The 20,264-nt window shown below is 49.7% G+C and carries 12 protein-coding genes; 1 reads left to right on the top strand and 11 read right to left on the bottom strand.

Translation table 11 applies throughout. From position 1 onward, the window contains the following. Positions 1-513: 513 nt before the first annotated feature. The 7 genes from HMPREF0658_RS09390 to HMPREF0658_RS09360 all read right to left on the bottom strand — a co-directional run bounded on the left by HMPREF0658_RS09390 (position 514) and on the right by HMPREF0658_RS09360 (position 13,916). On the bottom strand, positions 514-1,599 hold the full coding sequence (locus tag HMPREF0658_RS09390) for a TlpA disulfide reductase family protein (protein WP_006950432.1): 1,086 nt from the start codon (positions 1,597-1,599) through the stop codon (positions 514-516). Between the two features lie 75 nt (positions 1,600-1,674). Continuing rightward, positions 1,675-2,913 carry a BaiN/RdsA family NAD(P)/FAD-dependent oxidoreductase gene (locus HMPREF0658_RS09385; protein ID WP_006950431.1) on the bottom strand — a complete coding sequence of 413 codons (1,239 nt, stop codon included), beginning with the start codon at positions 2,911-2,913 and terminating at the stop codon, positions 1,675-1,677. A 181-nt stretch (positions 2,914-3,094) separates the two neighbouring features. Then, the gene (locus tag HMPREF0658_RS09380) at positions 3,095-5,197 is read right to left on the bottom strand and encodes a porin family protein (protein WP_006950429.1); all 2,103 of its coding nucleotides are present in this window, start codon (positions 5,195-5,197) and stop codon (positions 3,095-3,097) included. Positions 5,198-5,322: 125 nt separating this feature from the next. After that, positions 5,323-6,126: a gliding motility protein GldB-related protein gene (locus tag HMPREF0658_RS09375; protein ID WP_006950428.1), complete on the bottom strand. Its 804-nt coding sequence runs from the start codon at positions 6,124-6,126 to the stop codon at positions 5,323-5,325. A 476-nt stretch (positions 6,127-6,602) separates the two neighbouring features. Beyond that, complete coding sequence (glgP, locus tag HMPREF0658_RS09370; RefSeq protein ID WP_006950427.1) at positions 6,603-9,164, bottom strand: alpha-glucan family phosphorylase; 2,562 nt, start codon at positions 9,162-9,164, stop codon at positions 6,603-6,605. Between the two features lie 22 nt (positions 9,165-9,186). After that, entirely contained in the window at positions 9,187-10,845 is a 1,659-nt protein-coding gene (locus HMPREF0658_RS09365; RefSeq protein WP_006950426.1) for a glycogen/starch synthase, read from the bottom strand. Between the two features lie 698 nt (positions 10,846-11,543). Next, complete coding sequence (locus HMPREF0658_RS09360) at positions 11,544-13,916, bottom strand: TonB-dependent receptor plug domain-containing protein (RefSeq protein WP_024991064.1); 2,373 nt, start codon at positions 13,914-13,916, stop codon at positions 11,544-11,546. 34 nt (positions 13,917-13,950) lie between these two features. Between HMPREF0658_RS09360 and HMPREF0658_RS09355 the strand changes: the two genes are divergently transcribed. Then, positions 13,951-15,018: a glycerate kinase family protein gene (locus HMPREF0658_RS09355; protein WP_006950422.1), complete on the top strand. Its 1,068-nt coding sequence runs from the start codon at positions 13,951-13,953 to the stop codon at positions 15,016-15,018. A gap of 184 nt (positions 15,019-15,202) precedes the next feature. On the opposite strand, the gene rplS is transcribed toward HMPREF0658_RS09355, so the two are convergent. The 4 genes from rplS to HMPREF0658_RS09340 form a co-directional block, all read right to left on the bottom strand. Continuing rightward, positions 15,203-15,565 (bottom strand): 50S ribosomal protein L19, encoded by a 363-nt coding sequence (gene rplS, locus HMPREF0658_RS09350; RefSeq protein ID WP_006950420.1) that lies wholly within the window; start codon positions 15,563-15,565, stop codon positions 15,203-15,205. A 341-nt stretch (positions 15,566-15,906) separates the two neighbouring features. Continuing rightward, complete coding sequence (locus tag HMPREF0658_RS11445) at positions 15,907-16,107, bottom strand: hypothetical protein (protein ID WP_139047753.1); 201 nt, start codon at positions 16,105-16,107, stop codon at positions 15,907-15,909. Between the two features lie 58 nt (positions 16,108-16,165). After that, positions 16,166-18,370, bottom strand: a complete 2,205-nt coding sequence (locus tag HMPREF0658_RS09345) for a sodium-translocating pyrophosphatase (RefSeq protein WP_006950418.1) — start codon at positions 18,368-18,370, stop codon at positions 16,166-16,168. A gap of 111 nt (positions 18,371-18,481) precedes the next feature. Further along, positions 18,482-19,594: a porin gene (locus tag HMPREF0658_RS09340; protein ID WP_006950417.1), complete on the bottom strand. Its 1,113-nt coding sequence runs from the start codon at positions 19,592-19,594 to the stop codon at positions 18,482-18,484. Between the last annotated feature and the right edge of the window lie 670 nt (positions 19,595-20,264).

Genomic DNA, 20,264 nt, shown 5'->3' with positions numbered 1-20,264 from the left:
CGTTTCTTAATCGTTCACCTTATTATATCATATATTCTGTTTTCTATTAGTAATCAGCCGATTACATTCACAGGTACTACTTTTATTAGGAAGAACATTTATTTTCATTAGGAGAAACTATGAGTTTCAATAGGATAACTCGCTATCCACATTTGGAGTGTTATCCACGCTTGGATAATCTGTTCTCCAAGTCTGGATAATCTGTTCTCCAAGTCTGGATAATCTGTTCTCCAAGTCTGGATAATCTGTTCTCCACGTTTGGATAATCTGTTCTCCACGTTTGGATAATCTATTCTCCACGTTTGGATAATCTATTCTCCACGTTTGGATAATCCGTTCTCCACGTTTGGAGAGTTTGTTATCCACGTTTGGAGAAACTGTGAATTCCAAGGGTTGAAACTGCAAGTTTCATTGGGAGAAACCGCGGTCTCACCGATTGGAAATGGAATAAGAGTAAGAAAAAGGGCATACAAAAAGGGCTTTAGATGGTCATTGCATCCAAAGCCCTTTTGCTTATTCTCCGTATATTTCCTTGAGTTTGTCGAGAAGTGCATCGCCTCGTAAGTCAACGGCAACAATGACACCTTGCGGGTCGAGCAACACGTTGGAGGGGATGGACTGAATACCATAAATGCCTGCGGCTGCACACTTCCAGCCCTTCAAATCCGACATCTGCGGCCATTCCATGCCAAGTTCCTTTACTGCCGCCTTCCAAGCATCAGCCTTGGAATCGAACGAAACGCCGACGATTTCATAACCTTTCGAGGCGTGATAACGTTGGTAAGAGGTTACGACGTTGGGCATCTCCTGACGACACGGGCCGCACCAACTTGCCCAGAAGTCTACCAACACGTAATTTCCCTTGCCTGCCCACTGACTGAGCTTAACGAGTTTGCCATTCAGGTCGTGCATCGTCAGCTCCATAAACTGTTTTCCCGGGCGCCTTAAATCATACTGTTGCAGCTTCTTCCGAGCCTTTGCCATCATGGGATGGTTGGCAACAGCTGTATTTTTGTCGAAAATCTCAGCAAGGTCTACATATTCCATATACGGCCACAGTCCGGCGATGACGAGGGCGGGAGTCACATCCGTGGTATGCTCCTTACTGTATTTCAGGGCTGAAGTAACCGATTGTTCCAACAGTTCGTCAAGCCGATTGTTGATGGTTTTCAATCGCTCTTTAGATTCGGCAGTCTTTTCATTGCGCAAGGTTTTCCATTCATCGAAGAGCTGTCCCATTTCCTCCCCTGTCTTGCGCTGAGACTTTTGGTAATCGGCGAACTGACGGTTGAGCACAGAGCCTTTCACCGCTCCATCTACCAAATCTATGGTTACGGGCATTTCGTCATTGAGCACTGTAACAAGATGTTTATCATCTGACGTGACGGTGAGGAATGTCTGCGCGGGCTGGCGAGTGGAAAATCGGAATATTCCGTTCGTCACACGTACACTATCCTGTGGTGCATTGTTATCATTCACGATGAGATACACCTTATTGACACCTTCCGGTGCGGAACCTGTAATTAGAAACTCTTTATTCTGCGCCTGTGCCGACAACATGAGCAGCATAGAGGCAGCGAGAGATAAAACTTTTTTCATTGCATTGTCGTTTTTTATATTCAGGGAGCAAAAATAGTGCTTTCCTTTCTAAGAAACAGTGGGAATGAGCGTATTTTAAGTATCTTTTGTAAATGTTTCGGTCATGCTTCGGCCTGCAACAAAGCCGGTAGTCCATGCCGCCTGCAGATTGAATCCGCCTGTAACGGCATCTATATCCAACACTTCGCCGGCAAAGAAGAGGTGGGGACAAACTTTACTCTCTAATGAACGAGGATTGACATCGGCTAAATCTATACCGCCGCAGGTAACGAACTCCTCGCGGAAACTACCCCGTCCGCTGACATCATACACATCGTTGGTGAGTACCTCGATGAGTTGATGGAGCCCTTTCCTGCCTATCTCGCTCCAACGTTTGTCTGTCGGCATGCCCGCCCGTTGCAGCAGATGCTCCCAAACGCGGCCGGTAAGCCCGTAAGGTCTGACGGTAGCGAGTTTCCGTTTGCCGTTTTGAGCTGCAAGGGCGGTCATCTGTTCTTCTACCCGGGCTGCATTCGACTCGTGTATCCAATTCATGGCAAGTGGAAAATGGTAGTGTTGTTCGTGGATATAACGGGCAGCAAGCGATGAAAGTTTAAGAATAACGGGGCCGCTGGCTCCCCAATGTGTGATGAGCAAAGCCCCTTCGGCGCGGAATTTGGTACCGGAGATAGATGCGGTGACGGGGCTAATCACCGTGCCCATCATGTGCTTAAAAGCCTTGTCAGACAGATTGAATGTGAATAGGGAAGGCACAGGAGGCACGATGCGATGGCCGATGTCAGCCAAATATTTCAGACCTTCTATGCGTGGAGACCCACCCATAGCCACGAGTACACGGTGAAAGTATTGCGGAGAATGCCCCTTGAAATACAGTGCCAATCGGCCATCGGGTTGCGGCAATATGGCTTCCACCGCATGGGAGGTGAGCACCTGTACACCCAAGGTCTGTGCTTCACGCACCAGACATCTCACAATGCTCTGCGAACGCTGCGATACGGGAAACACGCAATCATCCTCTTGCACCACGAGCGGTACACCCCTCAACTCGAACCATTGGTAGGCGTCTTGATAATCAAAGGTGTTGAAAAGGCGTTTCATCAACCGATGTCCACGCGGATACACGTTCTTCAAATCGGTTACGGCAGCAAAAGAGTTGGTAAGATTGCAGCGTCCGCCGCCCGAAACTTCTACTTTTGCCAATACTTTCTTTGCCCGCTCGAAGATGGTTACAGTGGCTTCGTGTGCCTGTCTCTTTGCTTCAATGGCGGCAAAGAATCCTGCGGCACCGCCGCCTATGATTGCGATATTGAGCATATGGTTAGGGTATCACTGTTGTAACAGATACGAAAGTATGAAATTTTCTCGTGACCAGCAAATGATTGGGCATATGAATATCCCGAATCGGTCATGAAACTGCTTATCTACCATTTTACAGGGATGACATGGCTTCCTGTACAGGTGCTCATAACCGATTCGGGATGATCGGCTGTATGATTTAGTTGCTCACTTTCAATACTCCGCTTTCGCGGTCGCTGTTTTCTATGCGTTTCTTCTTTGCGTTATACTTCTTTCCGAACTCGATGTTGTAGCCGAAAGTGAGGACAAATAGATTGCCGGCCTCTTTCAAATAGTTCCACGAAGTGCTCGAAGCCACTTTGGCCAAACGCTCGCTACCCGTCCGATAGTTATTGACAAAGGGGAAGAACACACCTGCACCGAGCGACAGACGCTTATGGTTCCATGTGAATACTGCCACACTGATGTTTTCGCCCTTGCGGATGGTCTCGCCGTAAAGCCAACTGTTGCGGGTAGATTGTTTGAGCATCAGCGAAAACTCCTTATACATCATCGTGACCGAACAACTCAAATACGTGCTGTTATACGTGTGGTAATAATCGTTGCCGTGGCTCCAATAGCGAGAGAATCCGCCCTCGAGTCCCAGTGTGAGGAAGTTCTTGATACCGAAGAGGTCAAGCCCGCGCAGAGTAAATTCCGGCCAGAAGCTCAATGACTGCAGACTACGCTGGTTGTCATCCATCATCACGATATGGCCTCGTTCTTCAAACAGTTGCTCCATGATACAGTTCTTCCGGTAGATGTGGCGCATATAAAGTGCAGCCGACACCTTTCCTTTGTTAAACGTATAGTTGATGCTGTTGTCGTAAACACTATACGTGCGCAGATTCGGATTGCCTCTTTGTATCATGATGGTGTCGATGGCCTGCTCCACATTCGTCAGCGAGCTTAGTTCCGGAATCACAGGATTGGTGGTAAAGCGATAGTTCAGATAACCATTCTTGTGGGGGGCGAAGCTGATACGCAACGTGGGCGTAAAGAGAGTGTACGTATGGCGCTCACCGCCCTCTTTGAAGAAAGAACGCGTGAGACCGGCACTTGCCGTATAAGAGACCTTTCCCAAATTACCGCGTAGTTCGGCAAAGGCTGACGACCGACTTTGGTTCATCTCCGACAAGGCCGTGTTGCTACCCGTATATTCGTTATGTGCGAACGCCTGATAATGACGTATGCCGGTACTGAAAACGGCTTTCGAAGGCAACGTCAGGTCGTAGATGGCCTCGCCCGTAAACGAATGCTTCAGCCCTTTTACGCGGGTCGTGATGTCGGCCAGCGGACTCTGCGGCAGCACATATTCCTTGTAGCTACGTCGCGAGCGACTACGGATAATGGTGCCCACGAGGTCTACCGTTATCGTTTGCTGTTTTGTGGGTAAGTATTGCAAATACACATCAAGCGAGGGGGTATAGTGGCTCGGATGGTCTTTTACTATAGAGAAAGTCTGCAAATGGGGTGTCGCAGCGTTGTATATCCTGCTTTTCCTGTCATTATCGTGAGGAGCATTGCGGATATTGTTTCTCATGGCGATGTTGAGGGTGAAACGCTCCGGCAGCATGTAGTTGTAGAAGAGGCCGAGGTCTTGATACGTGTACCTCATTCTGTCGTCTATTCCCTCTTGTACGCGATGAATGGTCTTCCCGCCGAGCAAAAACATCTCATCCATATCAGCATGCATGTGCTTAACAGCGCGGTAATTTATACAGTAGTCGATGCCCCACTGCGACCGGCCGTGGTTGAACTTCGCCGACAGAAAATTGTCACCGAAAAAGACGTTGGGCGAGTTGCGGAGTTGCGCGTTGATTTCCCCGCCCGATTCGCGTCTCTTTACGATGATGTCGATGACAGCTCCCAACTCTTCGTCGCCATATCGCTTGCCCGGATGGTCTATCATTTCAATGCGCAGGATGTCTCGTGGCAGTATGGCCGCTACTTCGGTGCTTGTAGCTATGATACCGTTGATGCGCAGTTGCACGTCTTGCCCGAAGGCTTTCAGCTCTTTTTTCATGATGTCTACCCTCAGGTTGGGTATTGCCATCTTCATAAGCAGCTCGTAGGGTGTGTAGGAGTTTTTGCGTTCTTCGGCGGTCGGCATGAGTAGTGTGCGGTCTACTTTGTGGATGGTAGTATGTCCCGTTACTTTCACTTCGGCGATGTTCAGCGTGGTATCCACGCGCTCCGTCTGTGCCCGTGCCGAAAGGCTGACGAATGCGAATACAAACATCCATGCAATGTTCTTGTTCATTGTGTGTGATTTCATTAGGTTTCTTTTTGTCTGTTAGACGAAAGGAAACCGAAAAAAGTTGCACGGAGAATTAAAAAAGTCTTATTTCGGACGGTTCAGGCTTGGGTTGCACGATGGCAGAGGCATCAGTCGATGAATGCCGAATAGTCGTCGCTTCTTAATAATTCGGCTATGGAAACCGACGTATGATGCTTCATGTAACGGTCTATGCAATCTACAAATCGGCTTTTCATGATATTTTGTCCCAGCGCGCGGTTTACAATCCACATGATTTTACCCATGTGCAGGTCGCGCTCCTGCTGGCTGCGGATGTCGTACCGGCTCAATGGATATACGCTCATCAGATAGAAGCTCACGCAATCAGGCACCATATAGCGACGTGTCATCAGCCGTCGCTGCTCCCTGCTGTAATACTTCAGATACAGGGGATAATCTGTACCGAGATACTTGTCGAGCGAGATGCCGATGCTTTGGTTACCGATAACGATGCTTTGGTCGAGGGCTGTAATCTGCGCGTAGACCGTGGGGAGGGGCAGGTCGGGCAGCCATTGTTTCAACTTTCCAAATGTTTCGGTCAGGTCTTTGTTGATGTCGTCCATGTTGGCATACTGTGCCTCGGCATCTGAGATGAGCGTTTGCAGCGCACTGTCTTGGTAAAATTTAAGCAGCTTTGTATTGATTTGCGGGTCGTTCACCTCACCAATCTTGAGCAGGTCTTCTATCAATGCGCGGGTTTCCACGGGATAGCCCGTGTTCATCTGTTGGAGAGCTGAGAAGTCGCCGGTCATCAGATAGCGGCTTTCGGCACGGTCGTAGCGTTGCACCTCTATCTGAGCGCACGCATCGTCCTTGCCGCTCCGTGGCAGCTTGAAATCACAAGCCACGTTGAGCATTGCTGCTATGAGTAAGAGCCGGTTTATTTTCTTCACGTCTTTCCGTTTATCCTTATTGATGTTGCAAATGTACTAAAAAATATTTCATTCACAAAGAAATGCGCTAAAAAACTTAAAACGACCCTCTTTTTTATCCCATTACTGTTTAATTTCTATAAAATACAAGCAGGACGAAGATGGATTTTCAATGCAAAGAGAATGCGCGAAGTGTTAAAAAGACAAGGCAAAAAGCGCTCAAAAAGTGCCTTTGTAACTTACTGACAATTAGGTTCTTGCAGAGGCAAAAAATTTGGTGCGCATCTCGTTCAAACTTTCTGCGCAGAAAGTTTAAACTTGGTGCGCAGAAAGTTTGGCCGACGACCGCATCTTTTTCGGTCGAGATTTAACAAAAGTGTTACGAAGTCTTAAATCTCCATAGGTTTGGGACGAACCGCCCATGGATGCAAAAAAGACCACGCAACACGTCGTGATGATGACGCGCCTGCGTGGCCTTATCTTGTTTGCACGGTGGCTTAGTCAAGCCATTTCACGTAGCAGAAGTCCTGTCGATGAGGCAGGAGGTTGTTCTTGGGATACATGCGTACGCAGCTCACAAAGGCACCGGCTTCGTCGGGTTCCACCGTTACCTCAAAGGTGTAGCGGTTGCCTTCGTGCCCGGTCATCTTAAACGGATGGATGCTGAATACCTTTTTCTCGCTGTCGCTGTTGTCGGCCTTCAGTATCACGAGTTCGAGCCCGATGGCATCTTGGAGCCCTTGCTCGTCAATCACGTAGCGCACCTTGTATTTCACGCCGGTCTCTCCGCCATTGTTGAGAAACTCATTGTCTTTAGACACCACACGGATGGCATCCCATCGTTCGGCCACATTTTCTTTCCACTGTGCCAAATCCTTGGCCATGCGGTTGTCGTTGGCCTGCAATTTGGTGTAGCGGGCAGCCTGCTTCTCATAGAACTTCGTATAGTAATCGTCGAGCTGGCGCTTCATCGTGTAGTGGGGAGCGATGGTGGCGATAGAGTTTTTGATGACTTGAATCCATCCCTCGCTGTAGCCCTGCTCATTAGTGGCGTAGTATAGCGGCAGGATATCGTTTTCCAGCAGACCATAGATGGTAGCGGCATCGAGTTGGTCTTGATAGTTCTGGTTCTCGTAGGTGCGCTTTTCGGGAAGTGCCCATCCGGCATTTTCGCGATAGCCTTCGACCCACCAACCATCGAGTACGGAGAGGTTGACCACGCCGTTCATCTCGGCTTTCTCGCCGGATGTTCCCGATGCTTCGAGCGGACGTGTGGGCGTGTTCATCCAGATGTCTACGCCCGATACGAGGCGGCGTGCCAGCTGCATGTCGTAATCTTCGAGGAAGATAATCTTACCCAGAAACTCCGGACGTTGGCTTATTTCGAAGATGGTTTTGATGAGTCCCTGCCCAGCACCGTCGGCGGGATGGGCTTTCCCCGAGAAGATAAACTGCACGGGTCGGTCGGGGTTGTTGACTATCTTGGACAGACGGTCGAGGTCGGTAAACAACAGGTGTGCTCGCTTATAGGTGGCAAAGCGGCGACAGAAGCCCACCATCAGTGCATTGGGGTTGATACGTTCGAGCAACGATACCACACGCGAGGGGTCGCCCTGATTCTTCAACCATGTCTCGGTAAACTTTCCGCGTATGTAGTCCACGAGTTTGCGCTTCAAGGCCATGCGGGTATCCCATATCTCGGTGTCGGGCACGTTGTAAATAGCGTGCCAAATGCTCTCGTTGCTCTGGTCGTTCATGAAGTTGGCATCGAAGTATTTGGCATACAACTTACGCCATTCCGTGGCTGTCCATGAAGGGAAGTGCACGCCATTGGTGACATAGCCCACGTGATTCTCTTCCGGATAATAGCCTTTCCAGATGGGGGCAAACATCTGCTGGCTCACCCAACCGTGCAGTTTGCTCACGCCATTCACCTCCTGACAGGTGTTGCAAGCGAAGGTAGAGAGACAGAAACGCTCGCTGTGGTCGTCGGGATTCTCGCGTCCCATGCCGATAAACTCGTCCCATGAGATACCGAGCTTAGCGGGATAATTGCCCATATATTTCCCGAAGAGTGTCTCGTCAAAATAGTCGTGACCTGCGGGAACAGGGGTATGCACTGTGTAGAGCGATGAGGCACGCACCAGCTCCATAGCCTGATTGAATGACAGACCACCTTCCACGTAGTCGCAGAGTCGTTGCAGATTGCAGAGGGCAGCGTGTCCCTCATTGCAGTGATAAATTTGCTTGGTGATGCCGAGTTTCTTCAGCGTCAATATACCGCCGATGCCCAACAATATCTCTTGTTTCAAACGGTTCTCCCAGTCTCCGCCGTAGAGCGAATGGGTGATGGGGCGGTCAAACTCCGAATTGAGTTCGTTGTCCGTATCCAGCAGATACAGACTGATACGCCCCACATTCATGCGCCACACATAGGCATGGACGACGTAGTTCATATAAGGAACTTCCACCACAAGCGGATTGCCCGATGCATCCAACTGGCGTTCCACGGGCAGCGAGTTGAAGTTCTGTGCATCGTAATTGGCTATCTGCTGACCGTCTATACTCAACGATTGCTTGAAATAGCCGTAACGATACAGGAAGCCCACGGCACACATATCTACGTTACTGTCGGATGCTTCCTTCAGGTAGTCGCCGGCCAGCATGCCCAGACCGCCGGAGTATATCTTCACTACTTGGTTGATACCGTATTCCATACAGAAATAAGCCACCGACGGACGCTTCTTGTCGGGTTTCACATCCATGTATTTACGGAAAGCGGCATACACATCTTTCACTCTCTTCATCGTGGCCTTGTCTTTCACGATGGCTTCCTTGCGGTCATAGCTCAGCCGTTCGAGTAGCAACACGGGGTTATGTCCCACCTCTTCGTAGAGGGCTTCGTCGAGGCTCTCCCACATCTCTCGCGCCTCATAATTCCATGACCACCACATGTTGTGTGCCAATTCGTCCAAGCACTCCAACTCTTTGGGCAGTCTGGATTTGATAGACAGTTCCCTCCACTGGGGAACGTTTGAATAATCTGCTTTAATTTTCATAAGCTCTAAAAATAAATGTATTTTATCGGCTTACTCTGCTCTCTGCATGGCGCAGAGCGATGTCGTAAGCCTTGTAATAATCATGTATGAATTTCTTCCATAACGCCTTCTCCGACAGTTTCCCTGCTGCTTTGCGGGCAGCTTTCACGTCTTCTTCCGGCATATGCGCATAGCGCAGTATCGTGTCTTTCACTGCCTCTACCACCTCGTTGTAATCGTCGTCGGTACGAGCGATGACTTCCACGCCGTCGTCAATTCGGCAGTCTCTGCCCATCACCCTGTTAGCCCAAAGCCCGAAGCCGGCCAATGTAGTGGTAATGCAGGGAATCTTGAAAGCAATGGATTCGAGCGGCGTATAGCCCCACGGCTCGTAATAAGAGGGATATACACACAGGTCGTTGCCTATCAGCAAGTCGTAGTAAGGCAAGTCAAAGATGCCATCAGCACCATTCAGATAATGTGGCACGAAGATAAGTTTCACGCGGTCTTCCGCCCTGTTTTCCATACCGAGAGCATGCATCATGCTGACCACGCGGTCGCCTTGTGCGTCGTGTAGCCAATGGGTAAAGAGTGGGTCGGCGAGAGGTTTCTGTGCCGTCTCCTTTCTTTTCAGCCGTTCCTGCAAATCTTGCCGCGCCTCGCCTGCCCATGCCGGCACTTCGATAAAGGCCAGCACATCTCTTTCCATACCTCCGGCAAAGCGCAGACGGTTGAGTGCATCGATATACACGTCGATACCTTTATTGCGAAACTCGTAACGTCCGCTCGTCGAAACTATCAATGTATTGTCGTCGAGGGACGTACCAAGCAACGCATTTGCCACATCGAGCATGCGACGCCGCGCTATCTTCCGTCTCTTAGTAAACATCGTACCCTTGGGCACAAAGCCATTTTCAAACCCATTGGACAGCACCGCATCCACGGGCTTGTCCAACAGTTCGCGACACTCTTCGGCAGTGATGTCGCTCACGGTCGTAAAGCAATCGGCATATTTTGCCGTCTGTTTCTCCACAGAATGCTTGCTCTGCATGTTCAACTCCGTGGCCATTTGGTCGCCATTATAGGCCGAAAGATAAGCATACAGCGGTTTCCCGTTACCCGCAATACTACGTCCGATGCTTGTAGCATGGGTGGTAAACACGGTGGCTATGCGAGGGAGCATGTGCCGCAGGTACAGCAATCCGAGACCTGTCATCCATTCATTGGCATGATAGACCACACGCTTCGTCTCCAGCTCGTGGAATCGATAGAAACTCTCCACCACCTTTGCCGCAGCGTAAGAAAACATCGAAGCCTCATCGTAGTCGCCGTAAGCATGCAGACTGTCCACCTGTGACGTCTCCCATGCACGGGCATAGATATCGTTTTTCTGCGCGTAATAAGGCGTAAAGTCAGTCAGGATGGCAACGGGTTGCCCGGGAATGTTCCACCGTCCCACACGAATGCGCAGACCATCTGCCATCTGTGCATGGATGTGCCACGCTTTCAGCAAACGTCTGTCCTCAATGAAGTTCGTGTTGGCATCACCCAAATCGGGGCCGATAAATAAGAGGTTATCACCCATAACTGCCTGTAGTGTCATGGCACGTGTTGATAAGACGGTGTAGATACCTCCCACCTTATGACAGACTTCCCAACTTGACTCGAATATATAATCCGGAAACAATCGCTTTCTATTCATCTAATACCTTTGTTCGTCTCTGCACCGACCTCTACACGAAATATCATAATCCCCAATCGACCATGAGACTCCTCATCTACCATTTTAATGTTGATTACATGGCTCCTTGTCATCTTTTATTCACATGTCGGCATCTTGTTTGGCATCTTCTCTCGACGTAGTCTGCTACGCCTTCGGCAAGATGGCAGACAATCTGAACGACAATCAAACAAGATCTGTACAAAGTCTCATGACCGATTTGGGATAAAAAGGCCGTCGGTCTATTATTCGTCTACAGATTGTGCGGTGCAAAGATAGCATATTTTTTATAATTACCTACCCAAACCTCATATTTTTCTATCTGCATGGATGGTTGTACACGACCTTCGGGGGTAGAGAAAGGGTAGCACGGATGGCCGGTATCGCATTCCCTTTCTCACCTTTTCCTTTCTCTTCCTCCGTTTTCACGTGGAGAGGTGCTTTTCATTCGTCACTTTTCAGCCTCTTTTTGCTGTGATTCTTTTGTATTCGATGCTCAAAAGTTTGAGATTGTAATTTTTCATGGTCATATAGTTACAGATGATAAGTCGGCATTCGCACCACGTACAGATGGCGTTTGTACATGGAAAGGTCGGCAACCTTTCTCGGCGCAAACGGCATCTGTGTTGGATCTGTCGTACTTTGCCTTTGCTTCGCACGGCGAATCATGTCTTTTTCATCTAAAATTCAAACCATACGCGTGCATTGAAAAGCCGGCCGGTAAGGTAGTTGGGAACAGCATATTGCTGGCTCAAGACATCTGTAATCCAGTAATACGAATTGACATTACTGATACCGAAAAGGTTCAGACAGTCGATTCCGAGCCAAATATTTCTGAAGGGACTACGGGCATGACGGTCATCGTTATTGAGCGCGCGGTAGCTCATACCGATGTCTACTCGCTTATAGGCCGGTGCACGAAAGGTATGCGTTTCTATGCTGCGGTGGGGCGGTCCGAAAGGCAGTCCGTCGGCATAGGCTAATTTGAGTGACATCTTCCAGCAGTCGGTGCCCGGAAAATAGTCGGTAAAGAACAAGTTTATGGCAAAACGTTGGTCGGTGGGCAGGGGGATGCTTCTGTCATTCAGCCGCATCTTTGTATCCATCAGCGAAAGGCTCACCCACGAGTCGGTACCCGGCACAAACTCACCATATAGTTTCAAGTCTATGCCTGCGGCATGTCCGCTGCTCTCGTTATGGCCTCCGTAAACCACTTTCACGTTATTAATACTATAAGGGATAAGACGGGAAAGTGCCTTATAATAAAGCTCTGCAGTGAATTTATAAGGCCTATCTTTCAGATGGAAACGATAATCGAGACCGGCAATGAAGTGGATGGAACGCTGACTGCGAATGTTTTCGTTCAGTGTTGCAAGGGTAACACCATGGCTGGTGACGGTGTCGCGTAGCTCTTTGAAGAAAGGCGATTGGTAATAAAGACCTGTGGCCAAGCGCAAGGTGACATCGTGGCTAAAGGCAGGCACGATGCCCAAAGATACACGCGGACTGACAAGCGTTTCGCGGTTGAAGCTCCAATGACTGAAACGTATGCCGTAGTTAAGGGTAAAGAATGTCTGTTCCTCGTGGGTGGTAAACTTGTAGGTATCCTGAATGAAAGCCTCTGTACGACGGGCATGAAGGCGGTTGCGTGCCGACAAGGTATAAATAAGGTGGAGGTCGCGTCCTGTGTGAGGCATGCTGTAACCGGCAGAATCACGCATTTCGTACTCACGCGCTTGCTCTCTTATCCGTTCTGTTCGTAGGGTGAGACCGGCCAATATGTCGTGATGTCCCGCCTTCTTATTGAAGAGCCATTTCATGCTCTGCACATTGGCAGTCAGGTAATTGCGGGCGTGCTCCATATACGTACCTACACCGAGATTCTCACTTGTCTCGGTCTGTGTGAGCCAATATTGTCCTTGTATGTCGTAGGTTTCGCGTTCCTTGGTGTGAAAGGCCGAAGCGGAAAGCGACAACGATGTGCCAGCACCTAACTTCCGCATAATAGTGATGGAGCCGAAGAATGTACGGAAGAGGTCTTTTTCCTGCCCATCGAAATATACCTTAAACGATTTCACATTCTCTAATGTGCCGAAGCGTGTCTCTCTGTCCTCAGGACGGAAGTCGTAATGATTCTCTGAGATATTGCCGAGGATGTCGATTTGCCAACGTTCGTTCGGCGTGTAACTGAGGTAAGATTGGTAGTCGAGGAAGCGCGGGTGGTATTCGCCCGTGGTCTCAAGTGACCCTAACAGGTATTGATTTGTCTTATAACGCAAGCCGTTCAGCCATGAGAAACGTTTGTTGCTCATACCTGCATAGGCATTGGCACCGAGCAGTCCGGCAGCCAAAGTGGCTTCGAAGTGCTTCGGACGCTTATAGGTAATGTCGAGGGCTGACGACATTTTGTCGCCGTATTTGGCTTCGAAACCGCCCGAAGAGAAGTTCACGGAGCCTACCATGTCGGAGTTGATCACCGACAGACCCTCTTGTTGTCCGCTGCGCACGAGGAACGGACGATATACTTCCACATGATTGATATACACGCTATTCTCATCGAAACTGCCGCCACGCACATTGTATTGTGATGACAACTCGTTGTGGGTAGATACGCCAGCCTGTGTCTGCAAGAGTTCTTCCACGACATTGCCGGTGGCCGACGGCGTGTTTTTCATATCCTTTACGTCGAGCTGCTGCGTCGTACCCGTCTGTCGTTTGCGCTCGGTCACCACAACTTCGTCCAACACATTATCATCGTACAACACGACTTGCAGCGTCTGTCGGCCACGAGGACGATGCAGTACACGGGTCTTCGTACGATAACCCACCATCGAGAAACGCACCGTCACGCTGTCGGTCGACAACAGTTGCAGGCTGAACTCGCCACGGAGGTTGGTCAGTGCCATCTTTCCCTGTGCCACAACGCTCACCGCAGCCAGCTCCACGGGGCGGCTGTCCTTATCTGTTACACGACCTTGCAGCGTAAAGGTCTGCGCGTTCATCTGCATCATACTGCCGAGGCAGAAGGCCAAGAGTAGAAAAAGCGGTCTCATTGGCAATATAACGTGTGTTTTCCGTTTATATTGCATGAAGAACTACTTACTGATGATTGATTCGTTTAAGGGCTGTCTCACATCCGAGGAGGCCGAAACGATTGTGGCCGAGACCATCTCTGCCTACGATACAGAGGCGAATATCAAGGCCTTTCCTGTATCAGACGGCGGCGAAGGCATGCTGGAAGCCTTTACTTCTGCGCTGGATACGCGGCGTATAGAAGTGGAAGTGCACGACGCACTGATGCGCCCCTTACGGGCTGAATACGGACTTTCGACAGACGGCACTGCTATCATCGAAATGGCACGAGCCAGCGGTCTGACGCTCATTCCTCCGGCAGAGCGCGATGTACTGTCGGCTACTACCTACGGTACGGGTGAGCTGATGGTCGATGCGCTGCGCCGAGGCTGCCGTCGGTTCATCATAGGCTTGGGCGGTAGTGCCACGAGCGATGCGGGAATGGGTATGCTACAGGCTGTGATGGAGAGTTGCGGCGACAACGGACAGTTTTTCGATCTTTTCCGCAAAATGGATATAACGCTGGCCTGCGACGTGACCAATCCGCTATGCGGCAAACAGGGAGCCGCCCATGTCTTTGCCCCGCAGAAAGGGGCTACACCGGCGCAGGTATCCCTGCTCGATGCCCGTGCACAGGCTTTTGCACGTCGCTCTGCACGTCATTTCGGCTTCGACTGTTCTACCGCTGCAGGCGCAGGAGCTGCGGGTGGATTGGGCTATGCCTTTATGCAATATTTCAGGGCACGTATGCGCTCTGGGGTAGATTTGCTGCTCGACTTGCTCTCTTTCGACCGTCTGCTCGCTGAAACCGACGTAGTGATTACCGGTGAAGGGCGTGCCGACTGCCAGACGCTGATGGGCAAACTGCCTCACGGCATCCTCCTGCGAGCTGCCCGGCGCGGGGTTCCCGTGTGGCTCGTTGCCGGACAGGTGAATGACCGCGACCGTCTGCTCACCGCAGGGTTTGCCCGCGTACATGCCATTACACCGACCTCCATGCCGCTGCAAGAAGCGTTGCAACCCGCAGTGGCAGCCGGCAATCTACGGAAGGCTCTGCGCACATTGCTCTGCACAGTGCGATAGGAAACAGCTAACATGAGCCTAAGCTATGCGCTGTGATAAGGCTTTTATATAGAGCAAGCGAACGACCTTCCACGTTCTTTCCTTCATTGTATATCCATCTCCATAGGGCAGAAAACGAAAGTAGGAAGGAAACCATGTGATTTCCTTCCTACTCGATTCGTTTTTGAAAGACTTGAACCTCTGATTAGTTCTGTCCTGTAAGCACTTTTTTCTCTTTGATACGTGCCTTTTTGCCTGTAAGTCCACGCAAATAATACAGTTTGGCACGGCGCACCTTACCGCGCTTATTCACCTCAATATTATCAATGTTGGGCGATTCGATGGGGAATATACGCTCAACGCCAACGGTACCGGACATCTTTCGTACAGTGAAGCGTTTCTTATCCCCATGTCCTGAGATGCGGATCACCACACCACGATACAGCTGGATACGCTCTTTCGTTCCCTCAACGATTTTGTAAGCAACGGTGACTGTATCACCCGATTTGAACTCAGGAAAGCGTTTGCCTGTAGCAAAGGATTCCTCAGCAACTTTCATTAAATCCATTCTAATTGATGATTAAATTTGTTTATCATTCCAACGCAACATAACGGGCAACACATCTTCCCGCCAGCGATTACGCCAAAAAGTGGGGACAAAGGTACTATTTTTTATGCAATGCACCAAAGAAAGCGGGTATTTTCTTATACGTCCCTTCTCTTTTTTATCCGATTTGTGCCGAAAAAGGTTGTCGACCTTTCCCTATATAAACGCCATCTGTACAGGGTTCGAATGCCAACTTATCAATCGCAACTTTACGACCCTAAACCCCAAATCGGTATAGGCTCTCATGACTGATTTGGAATAAAAACGGGGAATGCCCGTTATTGAACATTCCCCGTTTCCTGTTATTCTGCTAAATAGATATAGGCGCAAAAGGCGACAGTCAGCACCGTGATGAGACAGAGTACACGAAACAGTACCCGTGCTATCCGCTTGCGCATTCGTGCAGATGCAAATCGCTTTTGATTCTGTAGCGTCAATTCGTCGTCACGGTAGTGATGATGATTCCTGTGATGATGCTTAGAAGAGTCCTTTTCTCTATTCACTGTATTACTGTTTTCGAACCTTTACCCATGTGGTATTCCCTGGGGTTGGTACATCTTGTTACAAGAGGGCTACCGTCAGTCCGGCCATGACGATGCTGACCATCGACATGAGTTTGATAAGGATGTTCAAACTTGGGCCGCTGGTATCCTTAAACGGGTCGCCCACGGTGTCGCCCACGATGGTTGCCTTATGGCAGTCGGAGCCTTTCCCTCCGAAATTGCCCTCTTCTACCATCTTCTTCGCATTGTCCCAAGAGCCACCGGCGTTGGCCATGAATACAGCCAGTGTAAAGCCTGTGGACAGACCTCCCACCAGCAAGCCTAACACGCCACCTACGCCGAGCACGATACCTACAACGATGGGAATAAGGATGGCAAGGAATGAAGGCAGTATCATCTCACGTTGCGCACTGCGAGTGGAAATCTCCACGCACCGTCCGTAATCGGGTGTGGCCTTACCTTCGAGGATGCCTTTTATCTCACGGAACTGACGGCGAACTTCCTCTACCATAGCTCCGGCGGCACGTCCCACAGCACCCATTGTCAGACCGCAGAACAGGAAAGCGGCCATCGCACCGATAAAAGCACCCACTAAAACCATAGGGTTCATCAGATTTACTTGGAAGAAGTTCATGAAGTCGGTCATGTTGGCCGTCGTTGGGTCAAACATATTTCCAGCAGCGTCGAGGAATCTTCCGCCCTCGTTGACTACTCTTACCATGGCTATTTTTATCTCTTCTACGTAGGAGGCGAGCAAAGCCAATGCGGTAAGGGCGGCACTACCTATGGCAAAGCCCTTGCCCGTAGCAGCTGTGGTGTTGCCTAAAGCGTCAAGGGCATCGGTGCGATGGCGCACGTCTTCGCCCAACTCACTCATTTCGGCATTGCCTCCGGCGTTGTCAGCTATAGGCCCGTATGCGTCGGTGGCTAAGGTGATGCCCAATGTGGAAAGCATGCCTACGGCGGCGATACCGATACCATATAGTCCCTTAGAGATGCTTGCTGCACTCATGCTGGTGTCGAAACCGTTAGCGCAAAGATAACTCAACATGATGGCCACAGAGATGGTTACTACAGGTATCATGGTAGAAATCATGCCTGTACCGATACCTTTTATAATAACAGTGGCCGAACCTGTCTGTGAAGCTTCGGCTATCTTCTGGGTAGGTTGGTAACTATGCGAGGTATAATACTCGGTAGACTGCCCGATGATGACGCCTGCCACTAAACCGCTGATGACGGAGAACGATACACCGAGCCAATTCTCAATACCCAAGTAATAGAGTATGCCGAAGGTTGCAACAGCTATCAGTCCGGCAGCTACATTAGTGCCGAGCCCCAAGGAATGAAGCAGTTCCTTCATGGTGGCGCCTTCTTTCGTGCGAACCATGAAGATGCCTATCAGGGAGAGGAAGATACCGACGGCAGCAATAATCATCGGTGCTATGACAGCACGCAGTTGCAGGTCGGCATTGAAAGCAAAGGCTGTTGCACCCAGAGCCGCAGTAGAAAGGATACTGCCGCAATAGCTTTCGTAGAGGTCGGCACCCATACCGGCCACATCGCCCACGTTGTCGCCCACATTGTCAGCAATGGTAGCAGGATTGCGCGGGTCGTCTTCGGGAATGTTGGCCTCTACCTTACCCACAAGGTCGGCACCTACGTCGGCAGCCTTGGTATAAATACCGCCGCCCACACGGGCAAACAAGGCCTGAGTAGACGCACCCATACCAAAGGTTAGCATGGTTGTGGTAATGGTAATAAGGGCAAAGTTGTCGCCTTCATAGACACAGCTAAGCACGATGAACCACAAGGCGATGTCGAGCAAACCTAGACCTACTACCACAAGCCCCATGACCGCCCCACTACGGAAAGCCACCTTCAAGCCGCGGTCAAGCCCTGTACGTGCCGCATGTGCCGTGCGTGCAGACGCATATGTGGCTGTCTTCATGCCGAAGAAGCCCGACAAGCCTGAGAATAGTCCGCCTGTAAGGAAAGCAAAAGGTACCCAAGGATTCTGCACTTTTAGCACGTAGGCCATAAAGGCGAACAGAAGGGCAAGCACGATAAACACGATGCAGACTACCTTGTATTGTTGTTTCAGATAGGCCATCGCACCCTTTCTCACGTGCTCGGCTATCTCAATCATACGGGACGTACCTTCCTCTTCTCGCATCAGTGTGCGGAAGAAGTACCACGCCATGCCCAGTGCGCATACCGATGCCACCGGAATCAACCAAAATATGGATGGAATATTACTCATAATGGTATAAAGATTTTAAGTTAGTATATTGAGTGATAAAATAATATATCGGGATATACAAGGGGAGACGAATCGTATTTTCACTCCCCCTTGTTTGCTGTGTAAGACGGATTAGAAGCGTGCGGAGACCTGTACATCTACCATATTATAATTATGTTTTGCCAGCGCACGGTCGTTCACAAAGATGTAGGACCCCCCAATTTTAAACCGTTTCGCAAAGATATAATCAAGGCCTACTTCATACTGATTCACGGCCGTACCCCAAGTTGCTTGCGGTCTGTATAGGTCATAGCGTGCTTTTGCATGCAGCTTCTCTTTCACAAGGGGGGCAATGGCAGAGGCATAGAAACCATCGGCTTTGTTGCCTGCGGCGTGGTTGATGTCGGCCTCTTTGGCATCTTCGCTCTTATTGTAAGCGGTAGTAAAGCCGTATCCAGTGCTGTGGATGTACTCAGAACGTAGTGTCCAGTCGTCTTTCATATACTCGCCGCTAATGGCATAACGGTGCTTGGCCATGCTACGCAAGCCGGTTTGTGGAGTGCCGCCTTCCGTCCATGTACCTCTGCGGGCATAGCTTCCTTCCCATCCGAACACGCCTATACGTAGTCCCTCAATGGGTTTCACCCACAGACCTCCTATGATATCTTTGCGCTGGTCTACATCTTTCAGAGAGATGCCTTGCCCATTGAACACGCCTACTTCGTAGTGTAAGAGGGTTCTGCCCTCGTTGTTTTTCAGGAAATCTCCATAGACTTCAAGACCTACGTCCCGTCCGTTGCTGGCGATGGCACCCGTCCTGTCGCTGAAATGAGACAGTTTAAGCACGCTGTTGGCCAGATTGTAGAAACCTTGGTCTATGGGATGGGCGGGATTCTCAAACGTGAAAGGAATCTTAAACTGTCCCATACGCACACGTAAATAGTCATATTTCTGCCACTCAGCAAACATATCTACCAATCGTGGAGATGCACCTAACGTGGACGTATTTCCGTTTACCTGCAACTGCACGCGCCAAAAGAAATCGTCTAAAATCCGGCCATCGAGTATCAAACGTCCCATACGAAGATTGAAACTGTTTGCTTCGGCATCTTTCTGGCCGCTGTATTGATACTGCGTAATCACGTAGCCGCTTAGCTTCACATTGTTGACAATGGGGGTAGATTCCTGTGCATTTGTTCCAAACGCACAGATTACCAATAGTGCTGAAATAAGTACTTTTCTCATGGTGAAGTTATTTTATATGGTGAAGTTATTTTATTTAGTGTGAGATTCCCGTATTCATCCGTGCAAATATAAATAAATAATTTGAATTGAATGGAAAAATACAGCGAATTATATAGAAAAATAGACTAAAGAAGATGGGCGGAGAGATAGACAAAGAATTATTCATGTACTAAAAATAGCACTTCATTGCGAACGTTTACAGCAGATTCAACACATGGAAAAGCAAGGCATTCATACGTGAGTTCGGGATAAGGCTATCGGACTGTAAGCCCCGACGGAGCTTACCCGCATCCCCGAGGAGAGAGGACACCGAAGAGCAAAGTGGCAGCACGCTTGGAGGTAGAATGAGGCGTAATGGACATTTGGTAGGCTGAAACCTCTCGGAATTCTTTTATTTACTACCTTTGCAGCATTTTAAAACCTATGAATAAAAAAACTGTATCTTCTGCAACAGCTCAAATGTTAAAAAGAATGGGCGTTCTGTCCAATCCCAACTTGGGATTCGATTTTTCACGCGTGTTTTGCGCTGTCCGACTCTCGGATTTGGTTTTTCACGCGTGTTTTGCGCCGTCCGACTCTCGGATTTGGTTTTTCACGAGTGTTTTGCGCTGTCCGACTCCCGGATTTCGTTTTTCACGAGTGTTTTGCGCCGTCCGACTCTCGGATTTGG

The organism is Hoylesella marshii DSM 16973 = JCM 13450, from assembly GCF_000146675.1.
In the GTDB taxonomy this organism is placed as follows: Bacteria; Bacteroidota; Bacteroidia; order Bacteroidales; family Bacteroidaceae; genus Prevotella; species Prevotella marshii.
The sequence above is the reverse complement of the archived record's forward strand: the minus strand, read 5'-3'. Positions and strand labels throughout refer to the sequence as shown.

Excerpts from the sequence above, each read along its gene's own strand:
- HMPREF0658_RS09345 (WP_006950418.1), bottom strand. The coding sequence starts at position 18,370 with ATGAGTAATATTCCATCCATATTTTGGTTGATTCCGGTGGCATCGGTA.
- HMPREF0658_RS09340 (WP_006950417.1), bottom strand. The coding sequence starts at position 19,594 with ATGAGAAAAGTACTTATTTCAGCACTATTGGTAATCTGTGCGTTTGGA.
- HMPREF0658_RS09390 (WP_006950432.1), bottom strand. The coding sequence starts at position 1,599 with ATGAAAAAAGTTTTATCTCTCGCTGCCTCTATGCTGCTCATGTTGTCG.
- rplS (WP_006950420.1), bottom strand. The coding sequence starts at position 15,565 with ATGGATTTAATGAAAGTTGCTGAGGAATCCTTTGCTACAGGCAAACGC.
- HMPREF0658_RS09365 (WP_006950426.1), bottom strand. The coding sequence starts at position 10,845 with ATGAATAGAAAGCGATTGTTTCCGGATTATATATTCGAGTCAAGTTGG.
- HMPREF0658_RS09360 (WP_024991064.1), bottom strand. The coding sequence starts at position 13,916 with ATGAGACCGCTTTTTCTACTCTTGGCCTTCTGCCTCGGCAGTATGATG.
- glgP (WP_006950427.1), bottom strand. The coding sequence starts at position 9,164 with ATGAAAATTAAAGCAGATTATTCAAACGTTCCCCAGTGGAGGGAACTG.
- HMPREF0658_RS09380 (WP_006950429.1), bottom strand. The coding sequence starts at position 5,197 with ATGAACAAGAACATTGCATGGATGTTTGTATTCGCATTCGTCAGCCTT.
- HMPREF0658_RS09355 (WP_006950422.1), top strand. The coding sequence starts at position 13,951 with ATGAAGAACTACTTACTGATGATTGATTCGTTTAAGGGCTGTCTCACA.
- HMPREF0658_RS09385 (WP_006950431.1), bottom strand. The coding sequence starts at position 2,913 with ATGCTCAATATCGCAATCATAGGCGGCGGTGCCGCAGGATTCTTTGCC.